General features: G+C 55.6%; 22 protein-coding genes. 19 read left to right on the top strand and 3 right to left on the bottom strand.

All coding sequences use genetic code 11. From position 1 onward, the window contains the following. The first annotated feature begins 8 nt into the window (after positions 1-8). The 6 genes from mdcC to mdcH all read left to right on the top strand — a co-directional run bounded on the left by mdcC (position 9) and on the right by mdcH (position 4533). Positions 9-308 carry a malonate decarboxylase acyl carrier protein gene (gene mdcC, locus APU11_RS23440; protein WP_029882152.1) on the top strand — a complete coding sequence of 100 codons (300 nt, stop codon included), beginning with the start codon at positions 9-11 and terminating at the stop codon, positions 306-308. Then, the gene (locus APU11_RS23435; RefSeq protein ID WP_013099047.1) at positions 301-1134 is read left to right on the top strand and encodes a biotin-independent malonate decarboxylase subunit beta; all 834 of its coding nucleotides are present in this window, start codon (positions 301-303) and stop codon (positions 1132-1134) included. The genes mdcC and APU11_RS23435 overlap by 8 nt, the downstream gene beginning before the upstream one ends. Next, positions 1134-1934, top strand: a complete 801-nt coding sequence (mdcE, locus tag APU11_RS23430) for a biotin-independent malonate decarboxylase subunit gamma (protein ID WP_045295074.1) — start codon at positions 1134-1136, stop codon at positions 1932-1934. The genes APU11_RS23435 and mdcE overlap by 1 nt, the downstream gene beginning before the upstream one ends. A 123-nt stretch (positions 1935-2057) precedes the next feature. Next, entirely contained in the window at positions 2058-3017 is a 960-nt protein-coding gene (locus APU11_RS23425) for an AEC family transporter (RefSeq protein ID WP_058650504.1), read from the top strand. Between the two features lie 2 nt (positions 3018-3019). After that, complete coding sequence (locus tag APU11_RS23420) at positions 3020-3637, top strand: malonate decarboxylase holo-ACP synthase (RefSeq protein ID WP_047024195.1); 618 nt, start codon at positions 3020-3022, stop codon at positions 3635-3637. Beyond that, positions 3637-4533, top strand: a complete 897-nt coding sequence (mdcH, locus tag APU11_RS23415; RefSeq protein ID WP_058650503.1) for a malonate decarboxylase subunit epsilon — start codon at positions 3637-3639, stop codon at positions 4531-4533. Before APU11_RS23420 ends, mdcH begins: the two co-directional genes overlap by 1 nt. A 62-nt stretch (positions 4534-4595) precedes the next feature. On the opposite strand, the gene APU11_RS23410 is transcribed toward mdcH, so the two are convergent. Further along, entirely contained in the window at positions 4596-5528 is a 933-nt protein-coding gene (locus APU11_RS23410; protein ID WP_058650502.1) for a LysR family transcriptional regulator, read from the bottom strand. Positions 5529-5543: 15 nt separating this feature from the next. Beyond that, positions 5544-7448, bottom strand: a complete 1905-nt coding sequence (locus APU11_RS23405) for an ABC transporter ATP-binding protein (protein WP_013099041.1) — start codon at positions 7446-7448, stop codon at positions 5544-5546. Between the two features lie 138 nt (positions 7449-7586). On the opposite strand from APU11_RS23405, the gene kefG reads away from it, so the two are divergent. From kefG to slyD, 4 genes are all read left to right on the top strand, one after another. Beyond that, positions 7587-8138, top strand: a complete 552-nt coding sequence (kefG, locus tag APU11_RS23400; protein WP_029882146.1) for a glutathione-regulated potassium-efflux system ancillary protein KefG — start codon at positions 7587-7589, stop codon at positions 8136-8138. Then, the gene (gene kefB / locus APU11_RS23395; RefSeq protein ID WP_020690480.1) at positions 8138-9943 is read left to right on the top strand and encodes a glutathione-regulated potassium-efflux system protein KefB; all 1806 of its coding nucleotides are present in this window, start codon (positions 8138-8140) and stop codon (positions 9941-9943) included. Before kefG ends, kefB begins: the two co-directional genes overlap by 1 nt. A 13-nt stretch (positions 9944-9956) precedes the next feature. Then, on the top strand, positions 9957-10157 hold the full coding sequence (locus APU11_RS23390) for a YheV family putative zinc ribbon protein (RefSeq protein WP_013099038.1): 201 nt from the start codon (positions 9957-9959) through the stop codon (positions 10155-10157). A 94-nt stretch (positions 10158-10251) separates the two neighbouring features. Beyond that, complete coding sequence (gene slyD, locus APU11_RS23385; RefSeq protein ID WP_013099037.1) at positions 10252-10836, top strand: peptidylprolyl isomerase; 585 nt, start codon at positions 10252-10254, stop codon at positions 10834-10836. A 51-nt stretch (positions 10837-10887) separates the two neighbouring features. On the opposite strand, the gene APU11_RS23380 is transcribed toward slyD, so the two are convergent. Then, the gene (locus tag APU11_RS23380; protein ID WP_003861693.1) at positions 10888-11106 is read right to left on the bottom strand and encodes a protein SlyX; all 219 of its coding nucleotides are present in this window, start codon (positions 11104-11106) and stop codon (positions 10888-10890) included. 238 nt (positions 11107-11344) lie between these two features. Here APU11_RS23380 and fkpA point away from each other — a divergent pair, with 238 nt between their 5' ends. The 9 genes from fkpA to APU11_RS23335 all read left to right on the top strand — a co-directional run. Further along, the gene (gene fkpA / locus APU11_RS23375) at positions 11345-12166 is read left to right on the top strand and encodes an FKBP-type peptidyl-prolyl cis-trans isomerase (protein ID WP_013099036.1); all 822 of its coding nucleotides are present in this window, start codon (positions 11345-11347) and stop codon (positions 12164-12166) included. A gap of 166 nt (positions 12167-12332) precedes the next feature. After that, entirely contained in the window at positions 12333-13055 is a 723-nt protein-coding gene (locus APU11_RS23370) for a transcriptional regulator (RefSeq protein ID WP_003861697.1), read from the top strand. Beyond that, complete coding sequence (gene tusD, locus APU11_RS23365; RefSeq protein ID WP_048972832.1) at positions 13055-13441, top strand: sulfurtransferase complex subunit TusD; 387 nt, start codon at positions 13055-13057, stop codon at positions 13439-13441. The genes APU11_RS23370 and tusD overlap by 1 nt, the downstream gene beginning before the upstream one ends. Then, complete coding sequence (gene tusC, locus APU11_RS23360; RefSeq protein ID WP_048972831.1) at positions 13441-13800, top strand: sulfurtransferase complex subunit TusC; 360 nt, start codon at positions 13441-13443, stop codon at positions 13798-13800. The genes tusD and tusC overlap by 1 nt, the downstream gene beginning before the upstream one ends. Positions 13801-13807: 7 nt before the next feature. Continuing rightward, positions 13808-14095 (top strand): sulfurtransferase complex subunit TusB, encoded by a 288-nt coding sequence (gene tusB / locus APU11_RS23355; protein ID WP_013099033.1) that lies wholly within the window; start codon positions 13808-13810, stop codon positions 14093-14095. A gap of 124 nt (positions 14096-14219) precedes the next feature. Next, entirely contained in the window at positions 14220-14594 is a 375-nt protein-coding gene (gene rpsL, locus APU11_RS23350; RefSeq protein ID WP_000246815.1) for a 30S ribosomal protein S12, read from the top strand. Between the two features lie 96 nt (positions 14595-14690). Further along, entirely contained in the window at positions 14691-15161 is a 471-nt protein-coding gene (gene rpsG, locus APU11_RS23345) for a 30S ribosomal protein S7 (protein ID WP_003861706.1), read from the top strand. A gap of 96 nt (positions 15162-15257) precedes the next feature. Beyond that, positions 15258-17372, top strand: coding sequence for an elongation factor G (fusA, locus tag APU11_RS23340; protein ID WP_029882142.1), 2115 nt, complete (start codon positions 15258-15260; stop codon positions 17370-17372). Positions 17373-17441: 69 nt separating this feature from the next. Further along, on the top strand, positions 17442-17728 hold a 287-nt coding region (locus tag APU11_RS23335), incomplete at its 3' end, for a GTP-binding protein (protein WP_029946957.1).

Here is a 17728-nt window from a genome sequence, read left to right as displayed (position 1 = left end):
AGGATGTTATGGAAAAAATCACATTGACCATGCCAGCCAGCCGCACGTTAAGCGGCCGGGCGCTGGCAGGGGTAGTTGGATCCGGGGATATGGAGGTGCTGTTCACCGCCGAACCGGGCCAGACCTTAACCATTGATATCACCACCTCCGTCGACAACAGCCGCGGACGCTGGGAGGCATTATTCAGCCGCCTGGAGACCGTCAGCAGTCTGCCCGCAGGCAAACTGACCATCCACGACTTTGGCGCGACGCCGGGCGTGGCGCGCATTCGTATCGAACAGGTTTTTGAAGGGGTGAGCCATGCGTGATGACAGCAGCTTTATCGAATTAAAAGCGCGCCAGCGTGCGCAGGCGTTGCTCGACGAGGGCAGCTACCGCGAACTGCTGGATCCGTTTGCAGGCATTATCTCTCCGTGGTTGGGGCCACAGGGCATTGTGCCGCAGGCCGATGACGGCATGGTGGTCGCGAAAGGGACTATCAACGGCCAGCCTGCGGTCGTCGTGGCGATTGAAGGCGCGTTCCAGGGCGGCAGCATGGGCGAGGTCTCCGGCGCGAAAATGGCAGCAGCGCTGGAGCTGGCGGCGGAAGATAACCGCAACGGCATTCCGACTCAGGCGGTGCTGTGCCTCGAAACCGGCGGCGTACGCCTGCAGGAAGCTAACCTCGGCCTGGCGGCGATTGCCGATATCCACGCGGCGATTGTTGACCTGCGTCGCTACACGCCCGTTATCGGGATTGTGGCCGGGACCGTGGGCTGCTTCGGCGGCATGTCCATCGCCGCGGCGCTTTGCAGCTACCTGATTGTGACCCGCGAAGCGCGTCTGGGGTTAAACGGCCCGCAGGTTATTGAGCAGGAAGCGGGCATTGAAGAGTACGACTCCCGCGACCGTCCGTTTATCTGGAGCATGACCGGCGGTGAGGTGCGCTATCAGAGCGGGCTGGTGGACGCGCTGGTCGGCGATGGCGTGAATGCGGTGAAAGCCGCGATGAACGAGGCCATCGCCAAAGGCGTACCGGCAAAACATCGCACCGATAACTACGACGATTACCTGAACCGCCTGATGAATTTCGACACCCGCAAACAGGCCGATGCCGAACAGATTAACGCGCTTTTTGCCCGGGAGGTGAAATGATGAGTAACGCAATGAGCCGTGGCGCACGCTGGCTGGAAACCCTCGCCCCGAACGCCAAACGTATTGAGGGGCTGTGCCCGTCCGTGCAGGCGGCAGACGGCGAGCTGAACGGTGAAACGGTGCGTTTTATCGCCGTAGTGCCGGATGCCAACAACCACTTCCCGCGCGCGGCGAAAGGGGAAGTCGGCCTGCTTGAAGGCTGGACGCTGGCGAAAGTGGTCAGCGAAACCGTCGCGGCAGATGCTGATAAAGCCGTTAAACGCCCGATTGTGGCGGTGATCGACGTCCCAAGCCAGGCTTATGGCCGTCGCGAAGAGGCGTTTGGTATCCACCAGGCGCTGGCAGGCGCTGCGGCCGCCTACGCCAACGCGCGCCTGGCGGGTCATGCGGTGATTGGCCTGATTGTGGGTAAAGCCATGTCCGGCGCGTTTCTGGCGCATGGCTACCAGGCCAACCGCCTGATTGCTTTTAACGATAAAGGCGTGCTCATCCATGCCATGGGGAAAGCGTCTGCCGCGCGGATCACCCTGCGCAGCGTGGAGGCGCTGGAAAAACTGGCCGCCACTATTCCACCTATGGCGTATGACATCAGCAACTACGCCACGCTGGGGCTGCTCTCAAGCCTGCTGGATATCAGCAACCCGGATGCCCCATCCGATAGCGACCTGACGCTGGTGAAAACCACCCTGCAACAGGCCATCAGTGACGCTCGTCAGGATCCGACGCTGAAAAGCCGTCTGGGTGCTGACAATCGCCGCAGCTCGGCGCTCGTTCGCGAACGTATGCGCGCCAGCTGGTAAGTAAAAAGAGACCTGCCAGATGCACAACCTCACGGGCGTATCCGTTACGCCCGTGCGGGAAGCTGCATCCTGAAAATAATAATCATCGCGCCAGTGCTACTTCTTTTTAATCACAGGTGATTTATGACTTACGTAATTGTTCATGCTCTCGCACCGATTTTCGTCATCATGCTGCTGGGATTCTGGGCCGGTAAGGCAAAGATGGTCGATAACAAAAATGTTTCCCTGCTCAATATCTTCGTCATGGATTTTGCGCTGCCTGCCGCGCTGTTCAGCGCGACCGTGCAAACCCCGTGGACCGGTATCGTGGCGCAGTCGCCGCTGATCCTGGTACTGACTCTGGCGATGTGGATCACCTACGCAGCCATCTATTTCCTTGCCACGAAGGTCTTTAAAAAATCCCCTCAGGATGCGGCCGTGCTGACGCTCACCGTCGCGCTGCCAAACTATGCGGCGCTTGGTCTGCCGATTCTGGGCAGCGTGCTGGGTGAAGGATCTACCACGTCTCTGTCTGTGGCGGTCTCTATTGCCTGCGGGTCCGTGCTGATGACGCCGTTCTGTCTGCTGATCCTGGAGCGGGAAAAAGCGCGCGCTGAGGGCAATACCTCCGGCTCAACCCTCTCTATGCTGCCGGTGCTGATGTGGCGATCCATTAAAAAACCGATCGTGATGGGGCCTCTGCTGGGTGTGATTTTATCCGCCATCGGCATCAAAATGCCGGAACTGATCCTCGCTGCAATTAAACCGTTGGGGCTGTCTGCCACCGCTGCGGCGCTGTTCCTGACCGGGGTGATCCTCTCTGCCCGTAAGCTGCAGATCAACACCATGGTGATTACTTCCACCATCGCTAAGCTGCTTATCCAGCCAGCCATTGCCTGGGGTATCGTTTTAATCTTCGGTCTGCACGGCTCCGTGGCGATCACCGCTATTCTGATGATTGCGCTGTCCGCGGGTTTCTTCGGGGTCGTGTTTGGTAACCGCTTTGGCGTGCAGTCACCGGATGCAGAAGCGGTACTGCTGTTAAGCTCAGTCCTGTGTATCCTGTCGCTGCCGCTGTTTATCTCGCTGACTTCAGGAATGTAATCATGACCACAACATTACGCCCCCACGACCTCATCTGGCTTACCTCGCGCGACGCGCTGGAAGGTATTACTGAAACCTGGGTGGATGCCGCCTGGCATACCGGCCTGCCGGTGGTGGTGCGGCGTGATGTTGATAACGATGACCGAATCCCCGTTGGCGTGCGCGGACTGCGCCGCGACCAGCGGGCGGCTGGATGGGTGAAGCCCGGGAATGTGTTACGCGTGGTGTCACCTGAAGAGCTGTGCGTCACCGCCGATCTGCTGCGTTCGCCGTTTGTCACCCAGCCACCGGTTCAGGTGGCGTTACAGCTTGCGCAGCAGCCATGGCCTTGGACATGGGGCATAACCGGCAGCACCGGCTATGCGCTGGCGACTGGCATTCCGGTGATCCATGCCGACAGCGATCTTGATCTGCTGATCCGCGCCCCGCAGCCGATATCTCCCGACGCGTTCACCGCCTGGCAGTCGCAGTTGAGTGGTGCGCTGTGCCGGGCTGATACCCAGGTGGATACACCAGAGGGCGGATTCGCGCTGGCGGAGTGGCTGCGCGATGGCAAAACGCTGCTGAAAACCCGCCGTGGGCCACGCCTGGTGGCAGACCCATGGCGCAGGGAGGAATGATGAAAATACTGTTTACCTTTCCGGGGCAGGGTACGCAGCATGAAGGTATGCTGCAAAACCTGCCGGGAACGGAACTGGCTCAGGCGCGTGAGGTGCTGGGTGCCGAAGTTGATACGCTGGACAGTGCCGCCTCGTTAACCCATACCCGTGCGGTTCAGCTTTCCCTGCTCATTGCTGGCGTGTCCTGGGCGCGCGAGCTGGAGCGACGTGACGTGTCGCCTGACATCGTCAGCGGTTTATCGATTGGCGCTTATCCCGCGGCGGTAGTGGCAGGGGCGCTGGAATTTTCGGACGCGCTTAAGCTGGTGGCGCTGCGTGGCGACCTGATGGAGCAGGCCTGGCCCCACGGCTACGGCCTGACGGCCATCATGGGCTTAACCCTGCCGCAGGTGGAACAGCTCATCGAGGGTAGCGGAACGTATATTGCTAACCTGAATGCCGAAACGCAGATCGTCATTGCCGGATCCGATGAAGGGATGGCGCAGGTGGCAAAACGCGCTCTGGAAAAGGGGGCGAGCAAAGTGCAAAGGCTGGCAGTCAGCGTGCCATCCCATTGTGAACTGCTGGCGAAGCCGGCACAAAAGCTGGCCTCGGCGTTTGAAGCCGTCACCCTTTCCCGACCGCGCTGTGCGTATCTGAGCGGCAGCACCGGACGCGTGCTCTGGCAGCCGGAAAAGATCGCGGACGATCTGGCGATGAACATGGCGCGTACGGTGCGCTGGCAGGAGGCGATGATTTCCGCTAACGAACGCGAAGCCCGGCTGGCGATCGAGATGCCGCCCGGTGGCGTCCTGACCTGCCTGACACGTCAGGCGGCGTGGGAAGGGGAGACCATATCACTCGAGCGCAGCGGTGTGGATGTGGCGGTGCATCTGGCAGGAAGGCTTCGTGCGTGAATTTTTATCCCGGTGGCGGCTACGCCTTACCGGGCCTACGGGTTCGGTTGCCTTGTTTTGTATCACACACTTTCCTGCAGGCTGCGCGCATACATCCGCCCTTCGGCGGCTAATGCCCGCAGGCTCGGGTCCTGCTCGCGGTTGCGGGCAAACACAATCGCGATTAGCTGCTGCATTTGGTATGGTTCTGCCAGCTTCAGTAGCTGCACCGAATTTTCGTAGACCTTCTTCATCCTGCCCGGCATCAGCGTAAAGCCGACGCCCGCCTGAACCAGGCTGAGCATTGAGAAAATGTCATTCACGCGGGTGACGATTTCCGGTTCAAATCCGGCGATATGAAATGCTTCCTGGAACCCCGCATAGGTGGCAAACCCTTCTGCCAGCGATACAAATTTCTGTTCTTTATAATCGCGTAAATCCGCCAGCCCGCTGGTATTCAGCGTGGCAGAGGCAGGCGCGGCCAGGAAAATGTCATCATGAAATAGGGGGAGGACTTCAAGGCTGTTGCGGTCGATATTGCTTTCGGAAATCGAGATGAGGATCGCGTCCAGCGTACCGTCGTCAAGCATATGCAGCAACGTATCGTTAGAGCCCATCGTCAGATCCATCTCCAGATCCGGGCGGCGCAGCTTCATGCCCATGATCAGGCGCGGCACGGTTTCCAGCGTCAGCGAGTAGAGCGTGCCGACGCGCAACCGTCCCTGACCAATACCGGCGACTTTACGGGACTCTTCCAGCCCGCGCTCCATCACCTGCATAACTTCCTGACAATACTCCAGCAGCGTCCAGGCGGACGGAAGGGCAATCAGGTTACGTCCCTTATGGGTAAAGAGCGGACAGCGGACGTTCTCTTCCAGAGTATGCAGTGCACGATGCACGCTGACGCCGCTCAGACCCAGCGTTTCGGCAGTACGCGCGATATTGCCCTTCTCCATAAACGTCATGAAGATGCTGAGCTTACGGAATGTAATGTCGCTCGTGATATCGAAACCCATAACCCTCCCGACGTGTCAGTCAGCCTGCAGCATCGCTTCCAGCTGTTCCTGGGCATCCAGCCATGCCATTTCGCACTCTTCGAGGCTGGATTTGGTCTTCGCCTGGGTTTGCAGACAGTCGGTCAGCTCCGCTTTACGGCTCTGGTCATACAGTTCGCTGTCGCCCAGCTTCTCTTCAACGGCGGCAAGCGTGGCGTTGAGCTTTTCCATCTCTTTTTCGAGACGGGCAATCTCTTTACGCAGTGGTTGAGTCTGAGTACGCAGTTCAGCTTCACGACGCTTCTGATCTTTACGCGCCTGCGCGCTGTTGGCGTTCTCTTTCGCCGACTCTTCCGGCTGGTTCTCTTGCTTCTGCACGTCCGTCAGCCACTGCTGATAGTCTTCCAGGTCGCCGTCAAACGGCTCGACTTTACCGTCGTGCACCAGATAGAGATCGTCCGTGGTGGAGCGGATCAGGTGCCGATCGTGCGAGACCACAACCAGCGCGCCCTCAAACTCAATCAGCGCTTCGGTCAACGCCTGACGCATGTCGAGGTCGAGGTGGTTGGTCGGTTCATCGAGCAGCAGCAGGTTCGGGCGCTGCCAGACGATCAGCGCCAGCACCAGACGCGCTTTTTCGCCGCCGGAGAAACGCTCTGTGTTTTCAGTGACCTTATCACCCTGGAAGCCAAAGCCGCCGAGGTAGTCGCGCAGCTTCTGCTCCATCTCCTGCGGCGCCAGACGTGCCAGATGCTGGATAGGGGATTCATCCGCGCGTAAAAATTCCAGCTGATGCTGGGCGAAGTAGCCAAGCTTGATGCCTTTCGCCAGGCCGATTTCGCCGCTTACCGGGTTAAGCTCGCCCGCCAGCAGTTTGATGAGCGTTGACTTACCGGCACCGTTACGCCCCAGAAGACCAATGCGCGAACCCGGCACCAGGTTGAGTTTGATGGAGTCGAGGATGATGCGATCGCCGTATCCGGCGCTCACTTTTTCCATCTTCAGCAGCGGGTTTGGCAGGCTCTCCGGCTCGCGGAAGCTAAAGTGGAACGGGTTATCCACATGCGCCGGGGCAATCATCTCCATGCGTTCCAGCATCTTGATGCGGCTCTGGGCCTGCTTGGCCTTCGAGGCTTTGGCCTTGAAGCGGTCAACAAAACTCTGCAGATGCGCCACGCGCTGCTGCTGACTTTCGTACATCGCCTGCTGTTGAGCGAGGCGCGTTGCGCGCTGGCGTTCAAAAGAGCTGTAGTTACCGGTGTACTCGAACATATTTTGCTGTTCGATATGAATGATTTTATCCACCACCGGATCGAGGAAGTCGCGGTCGTGGGAGATCAGAATCAGAGTGCCCTGATAGCTCTTGAGCCACTTCTCCAGCCAAATGACCGCATCGAGATCGAGGTGGTTGGTCGGTTCATCGAGCAACAGCAAATCGGAGCGGCAGATCAGCGCCTGCGCCAGGTTAAGACGCATACGCCAGCCACCGGAGAAGTCGCTGACGGGACGTTCAAGCTGTTCGTTGCTGAACCCCAGGCCGTGGAGCAGGCTGGAAGCGCGGGAGCGAATGGTCCACGCGTCGATGGCGTCCAGCTTGCCGTGGACGGTGGCGATGGCGTGGCCATCGTTGCGCTCGTTGGCGGCGTTCAGTTCCGCTTCCAGCTTACGGTATTCACGATCGCCATCAATAACATAGTCGAGCGCCGGCTCACTCAGGGCGGGCGTCTCCTGGTTTACCCAGGCGAGCTGCCAGTTTCCCGGATAAGTAAAGTTACCGCCATCCGCGCTAATCTCGTTTTTCAGCAGCGCCAGCAGGGTGGATTTACCGCAGCCATTTTTGCCGACCAGACCCACTTTTTGACCTGGATTAATGGTGGCGGTGGCGTTATCCAGCAGGACGCGCACGCCGCGGCGAATTTGTAACGAGGAGAAAACAATCATAGAAGCGCCGTATGTTCCGACTATGTTAATTTGTCATTATGATAATGTAAGGTGTGGGCCATTTTCCGCACCGGGCCGCCATGGTAGCCCAAAACAACGACGATACACAAAAACAGAAACAGAACCGGGAGGGGAGTGATGTCTCAGACAGCAAAAGTGCTGCTGCTGTATGCCCATCCGGAATCTCAGGACTCGGTGGCAAACCGCGTCCTGCTTAAGCCGGCTACTCAGCTCAGTAACGTGACGGTGCACGATCTCTACGCGCACTACCCTGATTTCTTTATCGATATTCCGTACGAGCAGGAATTGCTGCGTCAGCATGATGTGATTGTGTTCCAGCATCCGCTCTATACCTATAGCTGTCCGGCCCTGCTGAAAGAGTGGCTGGATCGGGTGCTGAGCCGGGGGTTTTCCAGCGGGGTGGGGGGCAACCAACTGGCGGGAAAGTACTGGCGTAGTGTGATTACCACCGGTGAGCCGGAGAGCGCCTACCGCTACGATGGCCTTAACCGTTATCCGATGAGCGATATCCTGCGACCGTTTGAACTGACGGCGGCGATGTGCCGAATGCACTGGATGAGCCCGATTATTGTCTACTGGGCACGGCGTCAGGATCCGAAGGCGCTGGCGAGCCACGCCAGAGCGTATGGCGAATGGCTGGCATCACCGATTCCGGCAGGAGGGCGTTAATGGAAGGATCGAATTTACTCCTCGCCGGGGTGCTGTTTTTGTTTGCCGCGGTGGTGGCTGTACCGTTGGCCGCACGGCTCGGTATTGGCGCGGTACTCGGATATCTGCTGGCGGGGATCGCGATTGGCCCCTGGGGGCTGGGATTCATCAGCGATGTCGATGAAATTCTCCATTTCTCCGAGCTGGGCGTGGTCTTCCTGATGTTCATCATTGGCCTGGAGCTTAATCCGTCAAAGCTGTGGCAGCTCCGGCGCTCTATCTTTGGCGTTGGCGCGGCGCAGGTGCTGTTCAGTGCGGCCATTCTGGCCGGATTGCTGATGCTCACTGACTTTTCGTGGCAGGCGGCGACCATCGGCGGTATTGGCCTTGCCATGTCCTCAACGGCGATGGCATTGCAGCTGATGCGGGATAAGGGCATGAACCGCAGTGAGTCGGGGCAACTGGGGTTTTCGGTGCTGCTGTTTCAGGATTTAGCGGTGATCCCGGCGTTAGCGCTGGTGCCGCTGTTGGCCGGGCCGGGTGACGATCACTTTGACTGGGCAAAAGTCTCCATGAAGGTGCTGGCTTTTGCGGGCATGCTAATTGGGGGACGTTTTCTGCTGCGGCCGGTGTTCCGCTTCATCGCCGCGTCAGGCGTGCGTGAGGTGTTTACCGCCGCAACGCTGCTGCTGGTATTAGGCTCTGCGCTGTTTATGGACGCGCTGGGGCTGTCGATGGCGCTGGGTACGTTTATCGCCGGGGTGCTGCTCGCCGAGAGCGAATACCGCCACGAACTGGAAATTGCGATCGAACCCTTTAAAGGGCTGCTGTTAGGGCTGTTCTTTATTTCGGTGGGCATGGCGCTCAATCTCGGTGTGCTCTATACCCATCTGCTATGGGTTATTGTGAGCGTGGCTGTGCTGGTGGCGGTGAAAACGCTGGTGCTGTATGTCCTGGCGCGTATATCCGGGCTGCGCAGTTCGGAACGTATGCAGTTTGCCAGCGTGCTAAGCCAGGGGGGAGAGTTCGCGTTTGTGCTGTTCTCTACGGCATCGTCCCAGAAACTGTTCAAAGACGATCAGATGGCGCTTCTGCTGGTGACGGTCACGCTGTCGATGATGACCACACCGCTGCTGATGAAGCTGGTGGATAAACTGCTGTCGCGCCGCTTAAACCCGGCTGATGATGAAGACGAAGCCCCGTGGGTGGAAGACGATAAGCCGCAAGTGATTGTGGTGGGGTTTGGCCGCTTCGGGCAGGTGATTGGTCGTCTGCTGATGGCGAACAAAATGCGCATCACGGTGCTCGAGCGGGATATCAGCGCGGTCAACCTGATGCGCAAATATGGTTATAAGGTTTACTACGGCGATGCGACGCAGCTCGAACTGCTGCGATCCGCAGGTGCGGAGGCGGCGGAGTCGATCGTCATAACCTGTAACGATCCGGAAGATACGATGAAGCTGGTCGAACTCTGCCAGCAGCATTTCCCGCATCTGCATATTCTGGCGCGTGCGCGGGGACGTGTTGAAGCGCACGAACTGTTGCAGGCGGGTGTGAAACACTTCTCGCGTGAGACGTTTTCCAGTGCGCTGGAGCTGGGGCGCAAGGCGTTGATTTCGCTGGGTATGCACCCGCATCAGGCGCAGCGGGCCCAGATGCACTTCCGACGGCTGGATATGCGAATGCTGCGCGAGCTGATGCCCGTACACACGGATACGGCGCAGATTTCCCGCGTGCGGGAAGCGCGTCGCGAGCTGGAGGAGATTTTCCAGCGCGAGATGCAGCAGGAACGACGCCAGCTGGACGGCTGGGACGAATTTGAATAAAGGGTAACCAAATATGGCTGTACGTAAACGCTTTATTGCGGGCGCAAAGTGCCCCTCCTGCCAGGCGCAAGATACTCTGGCAATGTGGCGTGAAAATAATATTGATGTTGTTGAGTGTGTTAAGTGCGGCCACCAGATGCGTGAGGCCGACAAAGAAGCGCGCGATCATGTACGCAAAGAAGAGCAAGTGATCGGCATTTTTCATCCGGACTAGCGATATGCCCTGAGTTTTTTTAAGCTAAAGGGTACACGGGTGCAGATTTCCGCTACAATCTGCGCCAGCAATTTTCCCACGCTCAGGAGATATCATGAAAGTAGCAAAAGACCTGGTGGTCAGCCTGGCCTATCAGGTACGTACAGAAGACGGTGTGTTGGTTGATGAGTCTCCGGTGAGTGCGCCGCTGGACTACCTGCATGGTCACGGTTCCCTGATTTCCGGCCTGGAAAACGCGCTGGAAGGTCATGAAGTTGGCGATAAATTTGACGTTGCTGTAGGTGCGAACGACGCATACGGCCAGTATGACGACAACCTGGTTCAGCGCGTTCCTAAAGACGTGTTCATGGGCGTTGACGAACTGCAGGTTGGCATGCGCTTCCTGGCGGAAACTGACCAGGGCCCGGTTCCGGTTGAAATTACTGAAGTTGAAGACGACCACGTTGTGGTTGATGGCAACCACATGCTGGCTGGCCAGAACCTGAAGTTCAACGTAGAAGTTGTCGCTATCCGTGAAGCAACCGAAGAAGAGCTGGCTCATGGCCACGTTCACGGTGCGCACGGTCACGACCATGACCACGATCACGGCCATGACGGCTGCTGCGGTGGCCATGGCCACGACCATGGTCACGACCACGGTAAAGGTGGTTGCGGTAACGGCGGCTGTGGCTGCCACTAATTCCGTATAACGGAAAATAAAAAAGCGGGATTATCCCGCTTTTTTTTCGCCTCAATAGTGAGGTGGTGGCGTCTCTTCAGACTGTGAGGCGATGTTTGACGGCTGCGTAGCCTTCAGCTTTTCCGTCAGCAGGCGCATATGATCCCGCAGTTTCGCCATTTCGAGTTCATGCGCGGTCACGGTCTGGTTAAGCTCTTCGATGGTGATGTCCTGAAAAGCCAGGCGGCTTTCCAGTTCAGCCAGTCTCGCTTCAATCGTTGTGTCCTTCATCATTCACCTCGTCTGTTTCTGATTCGCCATAATGGGCCAGCGGCGGCGAAGTTTAACTGAGTTTGTTCCTTAGTGCAGTATCCATCCCTTTGGCAAGAAACTTATTTAAACAAAAATAGTCTTAAAAGTGGCGAGAATCGGGAGAGTCTGTCTGTAGATTTCTTCCACAACGTTTTATAGTACGTAGCTCATTTACGTTTAATGCTGGGGTGAGAGTCCCCAGGCCCTGGAGATATGGATGAAATCACTGTTTAAAGTAACGCTGCTGGCGACGACGATGGCTGTTGCGCTGAACGCGCCGCTGTCCTTCGCTGCTGATACTGCTGCGAAGCCTGCTGCAACTGCAGACAGCAAAGCGGCGTTCAAAAATGACGACCAGAAATCTGCCTACGCACTGGGCGCATCTCTGGGTCGTTACATGGAAAATTCTCTGAAAGAACAAGAGAAACTGGGCATCAAACTGGACAAAGCTCAGCTGATCGCGGGTGTTCAGGATGCGTTTGCTGATAAGAGCAAACTGTCTGACCAGGAAATTGAACAGACTCTGCAGGCGTTCGAAGCGCGTGTGAAAGGTGCCGCTCAGACGAAGATGGAAGCGGACGCGAAAGACAACGAAGCGAAAGGCAAAGCCTACCGCGATACCTTTGCTAAAGAGAAGGGCGTAAAAACCTCTTCTACCGGTCTGGTATACAAAGTTGAGAAAGAAGGTACCGGTGATGCACCGAAAGACAGCGATACTGTCGTGGTGAACTACAAAGGTACGCTGATCGACGGTAAAGAGTTCGATAACTCCTACACCCGCGGTGAGCCGCTCTCCTTCCGTCTGGATGGTGTGATCCCAGGCTGGACTGAAGGTCTGAAAAACATCAAGAAAGGCGGTAAGATCAAGCTGGTTATCCCACCGGATCTGGCCTATGGCAAAACCGGCGTTCCGGGTATCCCTGCCAACTCTACGCTGGTGTTTGACGTAGAGCTGCTGGATATCAAACCGGCACCGAAAGCCGATGCGAAACCAGAAGCGCAGGCAGATCAAAAAGCTGCCGCAGACGCGAAGAAGTAATGTAATGAAAACCGCCGCCTTTAAGGCGGCGGTTTTTTTTATTGTGGGGCAGATATAATTAACACTGGAAAGTGCCAGGTACGCTGTATTAATTTAGTTGTCCGTGTAGATAATGAGCCTGCCCTGAAAACCTAACGACAGGCTCCTGAAAAGGAGTGTTTTTTTCATGTCCAGGTCGCTTTTAACCAACGAAACCAGTGAACTTGATTTGCTGGATCAACGTCCTTTCGACCAGACCGACTTCGATATTCTGAAATCCTACGAAGCGGTGGTGGACGGGTTAGCGATGCTCATTGGGTCCCACTGCGAAATCGTATTGCACTCCCTGCAAGATCTGAAGTGTTCCGCCATCCGCATTGCTAATGGTGAGCATACTGGCCGTAAAATTGGTTCGCCAATTACCGACCTTGCATTGCGTATGCTGCATGACATGACCGGCGCGGACAGCAGCGTCTCCAAATGCTATTTCACTCGCGCCAAAAGCGGCGTGCTGATGAAATCAGAAACCATTGCTATTCGAAATCGCGAGCATCGTGTGATCGGACTGCTGTGCATCAACATGAACCTTGATGTGCCATTCTCGCAAATCATGAGCACCTTTATTCCGCCTGAAACGCCAGACGTGGGCTCTTCTGTTAACTTTGCCTCTTCAGTTGAGGATCTCGTCACGCAGACGCTGGAGTTCACGATTGAAGAGGTGAATGCCGATCGCAACGTATCGAACAACGCCAAGAACCGTCAGATCGTGCTGAATCTCTATGAAAAAGGCATTTTTGATATCAAAGACGCCATCAATCAGGTGGCTGACCGCCTGAACATTTCCAAACATACGGTCTACCTCTATATTCGCCAGTTCAAAAGCGGTGATTTCCTGGGGCAAGATAAGTAATGCGTTTTGCGTTAATGGTGACAGGCCCGGCGTATGGCACTCAGCAGGCCAGCAGCGCGCTGCAATTTGCCCAAGCGCTGCTAAAAGCCGGACACGAACTGGTGAGCGTCTTCTTCTATCGGGAAGGGGTTTATAACGCGAACCAGTTTACGTCGCCGGCCAGCGATGAGTTTGATCTGGTGCGCGCCTGGCAGGCGTTAAATGAGACGCAGGGTGTTGAATTGCATATCTGCGTGGCAGCGGCCCTGCGTCGCGGTGTCGCTGATACAACCGAAGCCGCGCGTCTTGGTTTAGCCGGTTCCAACCTGCAGCCCGGATTTACGCTAAGTGGTCTGGGCGCGCTGGCGCAGGCTGCGCTCACCTGTGACCGAGTGGTGCAATTCTGATGAAACGCGTAGCGTTTGTTTTTACCACTGCCCCGCACGGTAGCGCATCGGGCCGAGAAGGGCTGGATGCGCTGCTCGCGACATCTGCATTGACCGAGGAGATCGGCGTCTTCTTTTTAGGGGACGGGGTGTTTCAGCTTCTGGCGGGCCAGCAACCGCAGGCGATTTTGATGCGGGATTACATCGCCACCTTTAAAGTGTTGCCGCTGTACGACATTGAAACCTTCTATGTGTGTGCCGACTCGCTGGCCGCTCGCGGATTAGATGAGAAGACGCCTTTTGTTCTGGATGTCACGTGCCTGTCTTCTGCTGCGCTGCGCGAACAACTCTCTCACTACGACACTGTTCTGACTTTCTGAGGCTGCCATGCTCCATACCCTGAGCCGCTCACCGTGGCAATGTGATATCGACACGCTACTGAGCATGCTGCGCGAAGGTGATGACCTGCTGCTGATTCAGGATGGCGTACTTGCTGCGCTGGAAGGCAGCCGTTTCGTTGAAATCCTTACAAATGCCCCCATAACTGTCTCTGCGCTAAAGGACGATCTGGATGCGCGGGGTCTTTCTGGTCAAATTTCAGCCAAAATTGACGTGGTTGGCTATACTGATTTCGTCAATCTTACTGTGACGCACGCCAGTCAAATGAACTGGTGATTTGAGATCGCTGTATATTTCTTGACACCTTTTCGACGTAGCCCTAAAATTTCGCGTCCTCATATTGTATGAGGTCGTTTTATTACGTGTTTACGAAGCAAAAGCTAAAACCAGGAGCTATTTAATGGCAACAGTTAACCAGCTGGTACGCAAACCACGTGCACGCAAAGTTGCAAAGAGCAACGTGCCTGCGCTGGAAGCATGCCCGCAGAAACGTGGTGTATGTACTCGTGTGTATACCACCACTCCTAAAAAACCAAACTCCGCACTGCGTAAAGTATGCCGTGTGCGTTTGACTAACGGTTTCGAAGTGACTTCCTACATCGGTGGTGAAGGTCACAACCTGCAGGAGCACTCCGTGATCCTGATCCGTGGCGGTCGTGTTAAAGACCTTCCGGGTGTTCGTTACCACACCGTTCGTGGTGCGCTGGACTGCTCAGGTGTTAAAGACCGTAAGCAGGCTCGCTCCAAGTACGGCGTGAAGCGTCCTAAGGCTTAATGGTTCTCCGTTAAGTAAGGCCAAACTGATTTATCTTAATGTCAAACTAAACTCGTAGAGTTTTGGACAATCCTGAATTAACAACGGAGTATTCCCATGCCACGTCGTCGCGTCATTGGTCAGCGTAAAATTCTTCCAGATCCGAAATTCGGATCAGAACTGCTGGCAAAATTTGTAAATATCCTGATGGTAGATGGTAAAAAATCTACTGCAGAAGCAATCGTATACAGCGCGCTGGAGACCCTGGCTCAGCGTTCTGGTAAAAATGAACTGGAAGCTTTCGAAGTCGCTCTCGACAACGTTCGCCCAACTGTAGAAGTTAAGTCCCGCCGCGTTGGTGGTTCTACTTATCAGGTTCCAGTTGAAGTTCGTCCGGTTCGTCGTAATGCCCTGGCAATGCGTTGGATCGTTGAAGCTGCTCGTAAACGCGGTGATAAATCCATGGCTCTGCGTCTGGCGAACGAACTTTCTGATGCTGCAGAAAACAAAGGTACTGCAGTTAAGAAACGTGAAGACGTTCACCGTATGGCAGAAGCCAACAAGGCGTTCGCACACTACCGTTGGTAATCCCTTCGGAGTATTAGTCACCAGGCGGGCGCTTCAGAGAAGCTGCCCGCTCTGGGTTACTTAACTGAACGCCTAAAGAAACAAACGAGGAATCAAATGGCTCGTACAACACCCATCGCACGCTACCGTAACATCGGTATCAGTGCGCACATCGACGCCGGTAAGACCACTACTACCGAACGTATTCTGTTCTACACCGGTGTAAACCATAAAATCGGTGAAGTTCATGACGGCGCAGCCACCATGGACTGGATGGAACAGGAGCAGGAGCGTGGTATTACTATCACCTCCGCAGCGACTACTGCATTCTGGTCAGGTATGGCTAAGCAGTACGAACCGCATCGCGTAAACATCATCGACACCCCAGGGCACGTTGACTTCACCATCGAAGTAGAACGTTCCATGCGTGTTCTTGACGGCGCGGTAATGGTTTATTGCGCAGTTGGTGGTGTTCAGCCACAGTCTGAAACCGTATGGCGTCAGGCGAACAAATATAAAGTTCCACGCATCGCGTTCGTTAACAAAATGGACCGTATGGGTGCTAACTTCCTGAAAGTTGTTGGTCAGATCAAAACCCGTCTGGGCGCGAACCCTGTTCCGCTGCAGCTGGCAATTGGTGCTGAAGAAGGCTTCACCGGCGTTATCGACCTGGTGAAAATGAAAGCCATCAACTGGAACGATGCAGACCAGGGCGTTACCTTCGAATACGAAGATATCCCGGCTGAGATGCAGGACCTGGCTGACGAATGGCACCAGAACCTGATCGAATCCGCTGCTGAAGCTTCTGAAGAGCTGATGGAGAAATACCTGGGTGGTGAAGAACTGTCTGAAGAAGAGATCAAAAAAGCTCTGCGTCAGCGTGTTCTGAACAACGAAATCATCCTGGTAACCTGTGGTTCTGCGTTCAAGAACAAAGGTGTTCAGGCGATGCTGGATGCGGTAGTTGACTACCTGCCATCCCCGGTTGACGTTCCTGCGATCAACGGCATCCTGGACGACGGTAAAGATACTCCGGCTGAGCGTCACGCAAGCGACGACGAGCCGTTCTCTGCACTGGCGTTCAAAATTGCTACCGACCCATTCGTGGGTAACCTGACCTTCTTCCGCGTTTACTCTGGTGTGGTTAACTCCGGTGACACCATCCTGAACTCCGTGAAAGCGGCGCGTGAACGTTTTGGCCGTATCGTACAGATGCACGCTAACAAACGTGAAGAGATCAAAGAAGTTCGTGCGGGCGACATCGCTGCAGCTATCGGTCTGAAAGACGTGACCACCGGTGACACCCTGTGTGACCCGGATCACCCGATCATTCTGGAGCGTATGGAATTCCCTGAGCCGGTAATCTCCATCGCGGTTGAACCAAAAACCAAAGCTGACCAGGAAAAAATGGGTCTGGCTCTGGGCCGTCTGGCGAAAGAAGACCCATCATTCCGCGTATGGACTGATGAAGAATCTAACCAGACCATCATCGCAGGTATGGGTGAACTGCACCTGGACATCATCGTTGACCGTATGAAGCGCGAGTTCAACGTTGAAGCGAACGTGGGTAAACCTCAGGTTGCTTACCGCGAAGCGATTCGCGCGAAAGTTACCGATATCGAAGGTAAACACGCTAAGCAGTCTGGTGGTCGCGGTCAGTACGGTCACGTTGTGATCGACATGTACCCACTGGAGCCGGGCTCTAACCCGAAAGGTTACGAGTTCATCAACGACATCAAAGGTGGTGTAATTCCTGGCGAATACATCCCTGCCGTTGATAAAGGCATCCAGGAACAGCTGAAAGCGGGCCCTCTGGCTGGCTATCCGGTTGTTGACATGGGTATCCGTCTGCACTTCGGTTCTTACCACGACGTTGACTCCTCTGAACTGGCGTTTAAACTGGCTGCGTCTATTGCCTTTAAAGAAGGCTTTAAGAAAGCAAAACCAGTTCTGCTTGAGCCAATCATGAAGGTTGAAGTAGAAACTCCTGAAGAGAACACCGGTGACGTTATCGGTGACTTGAGCCGTCGTCGCGGTATGCTGCGCGGTCAGGAATCCGAAGTAACTGGCGTTAAGATCCACGCTGAAGTTCCGCTGTCTGAAATGTTCGGATATGCAACGCAGCTGCGTTCTCTGACCAAAGGTCGTGCATCATACACCATGGAATTCCTGAAGTATGATGATGCGCCTAACAACGTTGCTCAGGCCGTTATTGAAGCCCGTGGTAAGTAATCCACAGGATTAAAACCTAAGTCCCGTGCTCTCTCCTGAGGGGAGAGCACTATAGTAAGGAATATAGCCGTGTCTAAAGAAAAATTTGAACGTACAAAACCGCACGTCAACGTTGGTACTATCGGCCACGTTGACCATGGTAAAACTACCCTGACTGCTGCAATCACTACCGTTCTGGCTAAAACCTACGGTGGTTCTGCTCGTGCATTCGACCAGATCGATAACGCACCAGAAGAAAAAGCTCGTGGTATCACCATCAACACCTCTCACGTTGAATATGACACCCCGACTCGCCACTACGCACACGTAGACTGCCCAGGCCACGCCGACTATGTTAAAAACATGATCACCGGTGC

Origin of the sequence: Enterobacter sp. 50793107 (assembly GCF_001463365.1) — a bacterium.
GTDB classification, from domain to species: domain Bacteria; phylum Pseudomonadota; class Gammaproteobacteria; order Enterobacterales; family Enterobacteriaceae; genus Enterobacter; species Enterobacter cloacae.
This window is presented reverse-complemented; position numbering and strand designations above follow the sequence as displayed.